This window comes from Phyllobacterium sp. 0TCS1.6A, from assembly GCF_026420825.1.
Taxonomy (GTDB): domain Bacteria; phylum Pseudomonadota; class Alphaproteobacteria; order Rhizobiales; family Rhizobiaceae; genus Phyllobacterium.
The window spans coordinates 201,739-214,094 of the sequence record NZ_JAPMAB010000001.1 but is presented as its reverse complement, the minus strand read 5'-3'; the positions used below and the strand labels follow the sequence as shown (position 1 = coordinate 214,094).

Sequence of the window (12,356 nt, the reverse complement as noted above, 5' to 3'; positions counted from 1 at the left end):
CGATGACGCTGCCCCAGGCCGAATTCGTTGGATATGACCCCGTGGCGGCACGGCAGCCGGCGCCCGCCCCAGCTGGACCCGCCGCTGCCGAGCCCCCACCCCTACATCCGCTGCGGGCCGCCGCCTATGTCGGCGCTTCGACCCTGCTCGCCCTGACGCAGGGGCTCGGAATGAACCTCATCGCCACCAACATACCGCAGATACAAGGCTATCTCGGCGCGACGACGACGGAAACGACATGGCTTATCGCCGCCTATATGGCGCCCAATGTCAGCCTGTCGGTCGCGCTCATCAAGATCCGCAATCAATATGGCCTGCGTAATTTCGCCCAGCTGAGCCTTGCGATATTCGTGTTCGCTTCGCTGCTGCACCTTGTCGTCACCGACCTGCAATCGGCAATCATAATTCGCTTCGTCGCGGGAATAGCGGCATCGCCGCTCTCCGGCCTGGCCTTCCTGTACATGCTGCAGGCCTTCTCTCCGGCCCGCAAGATGACGATCGGCATCTGCCTCGCATTGACCAACATATCGCTCGCCCCGCCTCTGGCGCGGCTGCTTTCGCCCACCCTGCTCGACATCGGCCAGTGGCCCGGCCTCTACATGTTCGAGATATCGCTGGCGCTGATCGCCTTCGGTGTCATCTACCTCTTGCCGCTCACGCCGGTTCCGCGCGCCAAGGTGATCGAAAAGCTCGACATAGTGAGCTATCTGCTCATTGCGGTCGGGTTCGGCTGCACAGCCGTCGCTCTCGCCACCGGCCGGTTCTACTGGTGGCTCGAAGCGCCCTGGCTCGGCGTGCTGCTCGCCATTGCGGTGATCACGGTGACGATCGCGGTCGTCATCGAACTCAACCGGGAAAGCCCCCTCCTCGACATCCGCTGGATCGCCAGCCGCGAGGTGGTGCATTTCGCCGGGACGATCTTCCTGTTCCGGCTGGCCGTGTCCGAACAATCGAGTGTCGCCAACAATTTCTTCCAGAACCTCGGCCTTCTGAACGACCAGATCGCGACGCTCTATCTCGTCATGATGGCCGCGATGATCGTCGCGGCGCTTTGCTGCGCCGCCGTCATGACGCCGGAGCGCGTGCCGGCCATCCATGCGGTCGCGCTGTGCTTTCTCATCATCGGCTCGCTGCTCGACAGCCAGTCGACGAGCCTGACGCGCCCGGAACAGATGTATTTCAGCCAGGCCTGCATCGCCGCGGCGACGGCGCTTTTCCTGCCGCCGGCCATGTCGGTCGGGCTGACCTCGGCGCTCAAGCGCGGGCCGAACTATCTCCTGAGTTTCATCATCGTGTTCCTGGCGACCCAGAGCCTCGGCGGCCTGTTCGGCCAGGCCGTGTTCGGCACGTTCATCACGATCCGGGAGAAGTTCCACTCCAATATCCTCACCGAAGGCATCCTCATGTCCGACCCGCTCGTCGTCCAGCGGATCGGCCAGCTGACCGGCGCCTATGGCCGCGTCCTCACCGACAAGGCATTGCTGAATGCGGAAGGCGTCGCCCTCCTGTCGCAGCAGGTCACGCGGGAAGCCAATATCCTCGCCTATAACGACGCCTTCCTCCTCATCGCCATCATCTCGCTTGGCGCCCTGATCACGCTTGTCGGCCACGTCACGTTGCGCCGCATCGTCAGTGGCTCGCCCAGGCCACTGCACGCATAACGGAAAACGCAAATGTCTCGATTCAAACGCCACGCCGCCAGCATCATCGCCGTACTCATCGGCATTACCGGTCTCGTCCTCGTCCTCTATTCATGGCGCCTGCCGCCCTTCACCTCGGATGTGGAGACCACCGAGAACGCCTATGTCAAAGGCTATGTCACCCTGATCAGCCCGCAGCTAAGCGGTTATATCGTCGATGTCCCGGTCCAGGACTATGCCAGCGTCAAGGCTGGTCAATTGCTGGCGCGCATCGACGACCGCATCTTTGCCCAGAAGCTCGACCAGGCCAAGGCGACGCTCGCCAGCCAGAAGGCCGCCCTTGCCAATTCCACCCAGCAGCAGCGCGCGGCCGAAGCAAGGATCGGCTCCAGCCAGGCGGAACTCGACAGCGCTTCGGCGGTACTGCGCCGTGCGCAGGCCAACTGGGCGCGCATAGAACCGCTGGCGCGCCAGGGCGTTATGACGAAAAGCGATGCCGAGCAAAGCGAGACCGCACTTGAACAGGCGCAGTCCTCCGTGACCCAGGCCAAGGCCGCCCTTGAAGTCTCGCGCCAGGATCTCGAGACGATCAAGGTCAGCCGCGGCTCGCTGGAAGCTTCGGTCGCTGGCGCGGAAGCGGCGGTGAAGCTGGCCGAGATCGACCTTGCAAATACGAAGATCGTCGCCCCGCGCGACGGCCGGCTCGGCGAGGTCGGCGTGAAGCTCGGCCAATATGTGGCGGCCGGAACGCAGCTGATGGCCGTCGTGCCCGAAGACGTATGGGTCATCGCCAATTTCAAGGAGACGCAGCTCAGCAATATCGCAGTCGGCCAGCGTGTCTCCTTCAGCGTCGATGCGTTGCAGCGCAAGCGCCTGACGGGACGCGTGGAACGCTTCGCACCGGCGGCAGGCTCGGAATTCAGCGTGCTCAAGCCGGATAACGCCACGGGCAATTTCACCAAGGTCGCGCAACGCATCTCGGTCCGCATCGCCATCGATGAAGGCCAGGAGCTGGCGCGCGCACTTGCACCCGGCATGTCCGTCGTCGTCAGGACAGAACCGGAATAACCATCGAAATCAGTGGCTTGATGCGCCCGGATGAATCAGGTTCCGAACGATCACCGGTAAAGCACAAGATGCGGCCGTCGCCGACATGGCCGGCGACCCCGCCGTGCCGGACGGCGACTGAAGCAATTCAAGGCTGTATCGTTAAAATTTGAATCAACTTCTAATCGAGTTCATCCCGGGCCGTCACTGGCCTGTTACATCGCAATGCTAGGCGGGCAGGAATTTCCAATCTGGGAGATTCGACACCATGGCCCGCGCCCGACCAATGACAGATATCCCCGCTCCGGGAAGCAGCAAGCTGAACGACGCGGTCCGGCAGAACGGGCTCTTTTCCCGGGCCGGCATCTCCGAGCGGCTTTTCGCCCATGTCTTCAAGGGCCTCGTCTACCCGCAGATATGGGAAGACCCCGAGGTGGACATGGAGGCGCTGGAAATCTTTCCGGGCGCGAGGATCGTGACCATCGCATCCGGCGGTTGCAACGCCATGTCCTATCTCACTGCCGATCCGGCCGCCGTGGAGGCTGTCGATCTGAACACCGCGCATGTCGCCTTCAACCGGCTCAAGCTTGCAGCCGTGAAGAACCTGCCGAATTACGATGCCTTCTACCGCTTCTATGGCAAGGCCGACGACAGGGCCAATCTTGCAGCCTATGAACGTTTCATCCAGCCGGAGCTCGATACGGCGAGCCGGAGTTACTGGGAGAAGCGCATGTGGTCCGGCCGGCGCCGCATCACGATCTTTTCCCGCGACCTCTACCGCCATGGCCTGCTCGGCCTCTTCATCGGCATGGGGCACCGGGTTGCCCGGCTCTACGGCATCGACCCGCGCGATATGCTCAAGGCCCGCACGATGGAGGAGCAGCGCGCCTATTTCGACACGGCGCTGTCGCCCCTCTTCGACAAGCGCATGGTGCGCTGGGCGACGAAGCGCAAATCCTCGCTTTTCGGGCTCGGCATTCCGCCGCAGCAATATGATGCACTGGCGACCGCCGGAAATGGCGACATGGCGCAGGTCCTGCGCGGGCGCCTCGAAAAGCTCGCCTGCGGCTTCCCATTGTCGGAAAATTACTTCGCCTGGCAGGCATTCGGCCGTGGCTACAGTTCGGATGCCGAGACCGGGCCGCTGCCGCCCTATCTTTCGCGCGACAATTTCAGCATCGTCCGCGAGCGGGCGGAACGGATGAGCGTCGTCAACGCATCGCTGACCGAGTTCCTGGCGGAAAAGCCCGATGCGTCGGTGGACCGCTTCATCCTGCTCGATGCGCAGGACTGGATGAGCGACCTTCAGCTCGAGCAATTATGGACCGAGATAAGCCGCACGGCCGCCAAGGGCGCGCGCGTCATTTTCCGCACGGCGGCCGAACCTTCGCTGCTGCCGGGCCGCGTGCCGGAAGACATCCTCGCGCGCTGGCACTATCACGCCGAGCGGTCGCTCGCGCTTCATGCCAGGGACCGCTCGTCGATCTATGGCGGTTTCCACCTCTATACGCTGCGGGATCGATGATGTTCGCGCAATTGGACCATGGCAGGCTGATGGACCGGGTCTACCGGCACCAGCGCCATTTCTACGATGCCACGCGCAAATATTACCTTCTCGGCCGCGATCCGATGATCGCCGGGCTCGCGCCTCCTCCCGGCGCGACGATCCTGGAGATCGGCTGCGGCACCGGCCGCAATCTGGTGCTTGCCGGCCGCGCCTATCCGCAGACCCGGCTCTACGGCGTCGACATCTCGAGCGAGATGCTGGCGACCGCACGGCGAAAGATCGCACAGGCCGGGCTGGAACAGCGAGCGACCCTCGCCTATGCCGATGCGGCGCGGTTCGCGCCCGCTGAATTGTTCGACGTCGAGAAATTCGACCGCATCTTCATCTCCTATGCGGTTTCGATGATTCCGCAATGGCGCGACGTGGTCGAGGAGGCGGTGAGCCATCTCAGCCCTTCCGGCTCGCTGCACATCGTCGATTTCGGCGATCTGCGCGACCTTCCGACCATTGCCAGGCAAGCGCTCTATACCTGGCTCGGTTGGTACCATGTCAGCCCGCGCAACGATCTCTTCGAGGTCGCCCGGTCCGTCGCATCGAAGCACGGCTGCACGCTCGGCGAGCAGCGTCTCTATCGCGGCTTTGCCTGGATCGCGGTGTTGCGCCGCCTGCAACAACAGGACAAGCAATAAAGAACTTGCCGATGTCGAAGCTGCGCTCACGATCTATTAAACATAATCAAGCATCTGTATGGCACAATCCCTACGCATTCCTCGATTGGCCACGGACGATTTTTCATGAGACGCATAGCAGCAGCACTGATCACACTTGTCCTCGGCGGCTGCACCACGGTTGACTATAATTTTTCGGAAGCCGCGAAACCCTCGCCGACGGCGCGCATCGCGGCACCTTCGGGCAATGTGAAGGCGCCGCGCTTCGGCGACCGCGACCCGCATGAATGGACCGGCAAGACGCCCTGGCACTACCCGGTCCACGGCACCGACGTGTCGAAATACCAGTCGACGATCGACTGGCAGAGAGTGCGGGCGAGCAATATTTCCTTCATCTTCATCAAGGCCACCGAGGGCGGCGACCGGGTCGACGATCGTTTCACCGAGAACTGGGCTGCAGCCCGCGATGTCGGCATCGCCCGCGGCGCCTATCATTTCTATTATTTCTGCCGCTCCGCCGAGGATCAGGCGCGCTGGTTCATCCGCCATGTGCCGAAGGACCCGGGCGCGCTGCCGCCGGTCCTCGACATGGAATGGAACTCCGCCTCGCCCACATGCAAGCTGCGTCCAAAGGCAGCCACCGTCCGGCGCGAGATGCAGACCTTCCTCGACATGGTGGAACGCCATTACGGCAAGCGGCCGATCATCTATACGACCGTCGATTTCTTCGACGACAACGACCTGCGGCAATTGGCGAGCTATCCCTTCTGGCTGCGCTCGGTCGCCGGCCATCCGGACGAGAAATACGGCCCGCATCCATGGACGTTCTGGCAATATACCGGCACCGGCGCCATTCCCGGCATCCGCGGCGACGCCGACATCAACGTCTTCGCCGGCGGCCATGAGGCCTGGAAACAGTGGCTGGTGCGCAACAAGGTGCGATAAAGCGGCAAGCGGCACTTGCATCGCAATTCTGTGACTTCACCTCGATGCGATAATGGGGCATTAGGCGTCCAAGCGCGCGCCCGCGCCTCACAGAGAACCTCCAGATGAACCGACTTTCGCTTGCCCTCGCCGCAACCCTCTTTGCCGTTACCGGCGCCCACGCCCTCGACCAGGTCGCGCCAGCGCCGGCGGTGAAGCCCGCCTGCGGCGGCGATCTTGAGCCATGGTTCAACGGGCTTATCGCCGAAGCCCGGGCAGCGGGCGTCACCGACAAGGGCCTTGGCGAATTGCTGAAGGCATCCATGGACGACCGGGTCCTGCAGCGGGATCGGGCGCAGGGCGTCTTCAACCAGACCTTCCTTACCTTCTCGTCGCGCATGGTTTCGGATTACCGCCTGAAGCAGGGCGCCGCCAATCTGAAGAAATATGCCGATGCTTTCGCCAAGGCCGAGGCGGAATACGGCGTGCCGGGCGCGGTCATCTCCTCCTTCTGGGGGCTGGAGACCGATTTTGGCGCCGTGCAGGGCGATTTCGACACGCTGAACGCCCTTCTCACCCTCTCCTTCGACTGCCGCAGGCCCGAACTCTTCCGGCCGCAGCTGATCGCCCTTCTCAAGCTGTTCGACCGCGGCGTCGTCGATGCCAAGACGACCGGCGCATGGGCCGGCGAAATCGGCCAGATGCAGATGCTGCCGACCGACTATCTGGAGCGCGGCGTCGATGGCGATGGCGACGGCAAGGTCGACCTGAAGAACAGCGCGCCAGACGCCATCATGACGGCGGCGCGCGTGCTGCGCGACCTCGGCTGGAAGCGCGGCGAGCCATGGCTGGAAGAGGTGAAGCTGACCAGGGACCTGCCCTGGGAGAACGCCATCCGCAGCAACCGCCTTCCGCATTCGAAATGGGCGGAATGGGGCGTGACCGGCCGCGACGGCCCGCTCGGCCCGGACAATGGCAATGCCTCGCTGCTCCTGCCCATGGGCCGCAAGGGGCCGGCCTTCCTGTCCTATCCGAATTTCGACATCTTCGTCGAATGGAACAAATCCATCATCTATGCGACGACGGCCGCCTATTTCGCCACTCGCCTCGCCGGCGCACCGGCACTGACGCCGACGACGCCGGAAACCGGCCTCGATCCGGAACAGATGAAAGAGTTGCAGAACAAGCTCGCCGCCCGCGGCCATGATATGGGTCCGAAGATCGATGGCGTGTTCGGCATATTGACGCGCGACGCGGTGCGCGACGAGCAGCTGCGCCTCGGCCTGCCGGCGGATTCCTGGCCGACGCCCGAATTGCTCGGCAAGCTCTGATCCCGGCCGCTATTCGCCCGGCGACATCGTTTCCAGCGAGGCCAGCCCTTCCGGCGTCTCGCCCGCTTCGAATGTCGTCTCCACCTCGACGAAAGTGTCGGGGTAGAAGCCGTTGAAGCGCGTGCGCAGGGAGAGCGAGTAAGCGCCGATATTGCCGATCTCGATCCAGTCGCCGGTGTCGACCGTCTCCGGCAGCCAGAACGGCCGCGACAGGATGTCGACCGAATCGCAGGTGGCGCCGCAGACGCGGAACGGCACCACATTGTCGGCATTGCCGTGGCGGATCTTCTTGGCCGGATCGGGAATGAACCGCGCCGGCAGCGTGATCTTGCCGGTCCAGGAATCCGACAGCGACGCCCAGATGCCATCATTGATATAAAGGCGCTTGCCCTTGCGCAGCAGCACCCGCACGATCAGCGAGAACGCCTTGGCAACGATTACCCTGCCCGGCTCGGCCACGAGCGGCAGATCGCCGAAGCCATATTCATCGATATCGTTGCGCAGCCGCGACATGAGTTGCCCGAGCCCCGGCATTTCGGTGCCCTTGCGCTTCGGATCGGGCCGATATTCGGCCGGAAAGCCGCCGCCCACATCGAGGCCAGCCAACGTGACGCCGGCGCGGTTGCGCACCCAGTCGGCAGCGCGAAGCGCACGTTCATAGGTATCCGGATCCTCGATCTGGCTGCCGACATGGAAGCAGATGCCGACGCGGTAGCCGATCCTGTCGGCGCGCTGCAGCAGTTCCACCGCATGGGCGGGCGCGGCACCGAACTTCTTCGACAATTCGTAGGCTGCATGGCCCTTGGTCTGCAACCGGATGTAGAGGGTGATGCTGCCGGGATCGATGTCGAGCGCGCGAACGATGCGGGTAATCTTGGCAATCTCATCCTCATGATCGGCCGCGAGAACCCTGATGCCATAGGTCTCCAGCGCCAGCCTTATGTCGGATTGCGCCTTGATCGGGTGCATGTAGAGCATCTGCGCATCGGGCGCGACGCGGCGCACGGCGGCGAATTCGCCCGGCGAGGCAACATCGAACGTATGGACGCCGTTGCGGGCCAGCGTCTCCAGCACGATGTTCTCGCCATTGGTCTTCACCGCATAGGCGGTTTCACCCGGAAACATCGCCATGAAATTATGCGCTTCCTCGACAAGGACATTGGGCCGGAAGCAATAGACGGGCTCGTCGGGCCGCAGTTGGAGCGCGGCATCGCGGGCGGTGGCGAATCGTTGCATTGGCGCTGACTGTTCCATCGCCAATCCTTAGCAAGGGATCGTGGCAGGCGAAAGTCACCCCTCGTGCAAGATTCGGATGGTGCGCCACTGGCCAGGCTCGTAGGATCGCCGCAGTTTCGCTGGGAGAGAATCAATGTCCACAGCCGGCACGCGAGCGAAGAATCCGCTGACGATGAGCGGCTATGTCTGGCTGCAACTGCTGCTTCTCGGCGCGATCTGGGGCGGCTCGTTCTTCTTTGCCCGCATCGCCGTGCAGTTCGTGCCGCCGTTCACCCTGGTGCTGATCCGCGTCGCCGTCGCCGCTCTTGCCCTGCAGGTCTTCCTGCTGGCGCGCGGCATCCGCTTTCTCGATTATCGCAGCCATGTGCTCGGTTTTGCCGGGCTCGGCATCCTCAACAATGCCATCCCCTTCTCGCTGCTCTTCATCGGACAGACCGCGCTCGGCGCCGGGCTCGCATCGATCTTCAACGCGACGACGCCGATCTGGACCGTGCTTCTGGCGACGGTGCTGACGGCGGACGAGAAAGCCACGCCGCGCAAGCTGGCGGGCATCGGGCTCGGCATTGCCGGCATCATCGTCATGATGGGCCCGAGCATTGGCACCAGCTTCGGCGCGCCGCTCTGGGCGCAGCTCGCCGTCATCGGCGCGACGCTTTCCTATGCGCTGGCCAGCATCCTCGCCAAGCGGTTCAAGGCGGTGCCCCCGACAGTCACGGCCACGGGCCAGCTGACGGCCTCGACGCTGATCATGATCCCGCTCGTCCTCATGAATGATGGCGTGGCGGATTTCTCCGGCGTGTCGCCCGGCGTCTGGTCGGCGATCCTCGCGCTCGGCCTGCTGTCGACCGCCTTTGCCTATATCCTCTTCTTCTCCATCGTCCGGTCCGGCGGCGCCACCAACGCCTCCTTGGTCACGCTGATCGTGCCGGTCAGCGCCATCCTGCTTGGAACCATTTTCCTCGGCGAGCGCCTGGCCCTGCAGGACTTCATCGGCATGGGGCTGATCGCGATCGGGCTGCTCGTCATCGATGGACGCATCGAAGCGCTCATGCGCCGGAGTTGAACCATGAACTTTGCAATAAATCCCATGGGTTAGCTCGCCGGCGAGTATCCTCATTCCGGCAAAAATGTGGCTGAAAACGGCAGTTTCGCAGCGCACACGGATTTATACCGCAGCGCAAAAAATTCCTCGATTCAGGAATATTTCTGCGATTTTTCGCTGGAATCGCACCACCTAAATGCATTGAATATCATCAACTTATATGCCTCGTAGAAAATTATTTCTCACGCCATGTCACACAACGGTAATATTTGGGCTTTTTCTGTGGCAAATTTGCGCTATGTTATAGGGGTTAACCGCAGGAGACATATGATGGGACTAACTCGATCGATGAACGTCCTTATGATCTGCGCAGCGTTCGCATTTATTGGTGCAATGGTCGTAGGACTGATACCGTGAAATGAACCAGAGCGCTATGGAGATGGTCTCTGACCGTTAAGCGAAGACAAAGTGAAACGGCCCGGTGGCAAGACCGGGCCGTTTTCCATTTCAGGGCTTCAGCGTCCTGAAAATTCCGTTCAGGCGGCAGCCCCTGCCAATGCGGCGCCGACCGGGCTGGTTTCGGGGCGGATGCCGATCAGATGGCAGATGGCGAATGCGAGATCGGCGCGGTTCATCGTATAGAAGTGGAAATCCTGCACGCCGCGCTCGACCAGATCGAGCACCTGTTCGGCAGCGACGGCCGATGCGACCAGCGCATGCGTCTGCTCGTCATTTTCCAGCCCGTCGAAGCGTTCCGCCAGCCAGGCAGGGATATGCGTGCCGGCCTTGGAGCAGAAATTCGTCACCTGCTTGAAATTATGGATCGGCAATATGCCCGGCAGGATCGGAATGTAGATGCCGGCCCGGCGAACCTTTTCCACATAGCGCTCATACTGGTCGTTCTCGAAGAAGAACTGGGTGATGGCGCGCGTGGCTCCATTGTCGACCTTGCGCTTCAGCATGTCGATATCGGTGGCGAAATCCGGGCTCTCCGGATGTTTCTCCGGATAGGCCGAAACGGAAATGTCGAAATCGGCGAAGGCCTTGAGCCCCGCGACGAGATCGGCGCCATTCTCATAGCCGCCGGGCGTCGGCCTGTAGCGCGTGCCGACGCCGCCGGCAGGATCGCCGCGCAGCGCGACGAAGCGCTTGACGCCGATGGCCGCGAATTCGCGCACGACCGCGTCCACTTCCTCGCGCGTCGCATCCACGCAGGTCAGGTGCGCCGCGGCGTTCACATCCGTCTCGGTCAGGATGCGCTTGATGGTGCGCGCCGTGCGCTCGCGGGTGGAACCGCCGGCGCCATAGGTGACGGAGACGAATTCCGGCTTGAGCGGCGCGAGGCGCGTCACCGTTTCCCAAAGCCGTTCTTCCATGGCCTCGGTCTTCGGCGGAAAGAACTCGAAGGAAACCTGGATATTGTCGCCGATATCGGGGCGGCGGGACTGGCGGAAGAAACTCATTAGACACTCTCCGTGAGGCGGGAGGTTGAAACGGGATCGGCGATCAACAGGCGCGGGTCGCGCGCCAGCCATAATTTGACGGTCAGCTTGTCCTTGCCCCTGGATTCGAGCTCGGTGCTCTTCTCCAGCGACAGGCCGGCATCGGACAGCCAGTCGCGCATCTGGTCGTCATGGAAGCCCAGCCGCAGATGCGCATGCTTGTCGCGCAGGAATTCGAGCTCGTGCGGCGCGAAATCGACGATCAGCAGCCGGCCGGCAGGCCGCAGCGCCCGCGCCGCCTCGCGAATGGCTTCCGAAGGATTGTCGAGGAAGTGCAGGACCTGGTGGATCGTCACCAGATCGAAGGATTCGCGGTCCACCGGCAGGGAGTAGACATCGCCCTGGCGCACCAGCGCATTGCCGATGCTCGCCTTTTCGAGATTGGAACGGGCGATCGCCAGCATGTCGCGATTGATATCGACGCCGACACCGCGCAGATAGAGCGGGGCGAAGAGTTCGAGCAGGCGGCCCGTCCCGGTTCCGATGTCCAGCATGGATTGAAACGGCTTGTCGCCGACGATGCGCAGCAGCGCCTCCTCCACCGCGCCATCCGGCACATGCAGCGAGCGGATCGCATCCCAGCTCGAGGCATTGGCGCTGAAATAGGCGGCCGCCCGCTCCCGCCGCTGCAGCTTGACCGCCGAAAGGCGCTCCAGGTCGCGCTCGATGAGCGCATCGGTGCAATCCAGCCTTTCGAGCAGCGAACGGGCGATGTCGCCGACGATCGGCGATTCGGCGAGGCGGAAATAGGCCCAGGACCCTTCCTGGTAACGGTTGATCAGGCTGGCCTCGAACAGGAGCTTCAGATGGCGCGACACGCGCGGCTGCGACTGTCCAAGTATCGATGTCAGGTCGGAAACGGTCAGGTCGCCACGCGAAAGCAGCGCAAGAATGCGCAGGCGGCTCGGCTCGGCCGCCGCCTTCAGCGTATCCACCATCAGGTCGAGATCGAGATTTCCACGGCTCATCGGCTCATCCTCAAAAGACATAAAGATATGTTTATGTGAGAAAGGGATTGCTGGCAAGCTGTTTTTGCTATTGACGACAAAATGTGACGCGACTGAAATGGTGGCGCAGATGCAATGGAGATGACGCATGAGCGCAGGAACGAACCGGCAGCGGGCCTTGAACAAGTCCCTGACACTGCTGCTGCCTGCGGTGCCCTATTCGGATTCGGAGCCTATCCGCGCCGCGGCCAATGCGCCGCACATGAAGGCGCTGCCGCCCGGCATCGCCGTATGGCTCGCCGCCGTCGCGCATATACGCCATCAGCACACGGACTACGACAGTTTGCGCGACGAGGGCTATGACCGCGATTCGGCGCGGTTCTTCGTGCTCGACGCCATCAACCGCAAGCTGACGGAGTGGCGGGCGACGCGCCTGCTCGATCCCGACGAGGACGACGCCTCCTAGAGCGCCCTTCATAAAAATACCGGCCGAAACAAACGCTTGCGGGCAC

General features: G+C 62.7%; 11 protein-coding genes. 8 read left to right on the top strand and 3 right to left on the bottom strand.

All coding sequences use genetic code 11. The features are described from left to right. The first annotated feature begins 2 nt into the window (after nucleotides 1-2). The 6 genes from OSJ75_RS00990 to OSJ75_RS00965 all read left to right on the top strand — a co-directional run bounded on the left by OSJ75_RS00990 (nucleotide 3) and on the right by OSJ75_RS00965 (nucleotide 7,117). Nucleotides 3-1,661, top strand: coding sequence for an MFS transporter (locus OSJ75_RS00990; RefSeq protein WP_267226245.1), 1,659 nt, complete (start codon nucleotides 3-5; stop codon nucleotides 1,659-1,661). Nucleotides 1,662-1,673: 12 nt separating this feature from the next. Further along, complete coding sequence (locus OSJ75_RS00985; protein ID WP_250013211.1) at nucleotides 1,674-2,708, top strand: HlyD family secretion protein; 1,035 nt, start codon at nucleotides 1,674-1,676, stop codon at nucleotides 2,706-2,708. 247 nt (nucleotides 2,709-2,955) lie between these two features. Further along, complete coding sequence (locus OSJ75_RS00980) at nucleotides 2,956-4,212, top strand: DUF3419 family protein (RefSeq protein WP_267226243.1); 1,257 nt, start codon at nucleotides 2,956-2,958, stop codon at nucleotides 4,210-4,212. Further along, entirely contained in the window at nucleotides 4,212-4,883 is a 672-nt protein-coding gene (locus OSJ75_RS00975) for a class I SAM-dependent methyltransferase (protein WP_267226241.1), read from the top strand. The genes OSJ75_RS00980 and OSJ75_RS00975 overlap by 1 nt, the downstream gene beginning before the upstream one ends. 105 nt (nucleotides 4,884-4,988) lie before the next feature. After that, nucleotides 4,989-5,807 (top strand): GH25 family lysozyme, encoded by an 819-nt coding sequence (locus OSJ75_RS00970; protein ID WP_267226239.1) that lies wholly within the window; start codon nucleotides 4,989-4,991, stop codon nucleotides 5,805-5,807. Nucleotides 5,808-5,911: 104 nt separating this feature from the next. After that, nucleotides 5,912-7,117, top strand: coding sequence for a lytic murein transglycosylase (locus OSJ75_RS00965; protein WP_267226237.1), 1,206 nt, complete (start codon nucleotides 5,912-5,914; stop codon nucleotides 7,115-7,117). Between the two features lie 9 nt (nucleotides 7,118-7,126). Here the strand turns inward: OSJ75_RS00965 and OSJ75_RS00960 are convergent, their stop codons facing one another. Continuing rightward, nucleotides 7,127-8,353 (bottom strand): alanine racemase, encoded by a 1,227-nt coding sequence (locus OSJ75_RS00960; protein ID WP_267226234.1) that lies wholly within the window; start codon nucleotides 8,351-8,353, stop codon nucleotides 7,127-7,129. Between the two features lie 133 nt (nucleotides 8,354-8,486). Between OSJ75_RS00960 and OSJ75_RS00955 the strand changes: the two genes are divergently transcribed. Next, complete coding sequence (locus tag OSJ75_RS00955; protein WP_267226232.1) at nucleotides 8,487-9,416, top strand: DMT family transporter; 930 nt, start codon at nucleotides 8,487-8,489, stop codon at nucleotides 9,414-9,416. A 515-nt stretch (nucleotides 9,417-9,931) separates the two neighbouring features. On the opposite strand, the gene metF is transcribed toward OSJ75_RS00955, so the two are convergent. Then, nucleotides 9,932-10,858 carry a methylenetetrahydrofolate reductase [NAD(P)H] gene (gene metF / locus OSJ75_RS00950; protein WP_250013204.1) on the bottom strand — a complete coding sequence of 309 codons (927 nt, stop codon included), beginning with the start codon at nucleotides 10,856-10,858 and terminating at the stop codon, nucleotides 9,932-9,934. Continuing rightward, nucleotides 10,858-11,865 (bottom strand): ArsR/SmtB family transcription factor, encoded by a 1,008-nt coding sequence (locus OSJ75_RS00945; protein ID WP_250013202.1) that lies wholly within the window; start codon nucleotides 11,863-11,865, stop codon nucleotides 10,858-10,860. The genes metF and OSJ75_RS00945 overlap by 1 nt, the downstream gene beginning before the upstream one ends. Nucleotides 11,866-11,992: 127 nt before the next feature. On the opposite strand from OSJ75_RS00945, the gene OSJ75_RS00940 reads away from it, so the two are divergent. Next, complete coding sequence (locus OSJ75_RS00940; RefSeq protein WP_267226229.1) at nucleotides 11,993-12,310, top strand: DUF2293 domain-containing protein; 318 nt, start codon at nucleotides 11,993-11,995, stop codon at nucleotides 12,308-12,310. The last annotated feature ends 46 nt before the right edge of the window (nucleotides 12,311-12,356 follow it).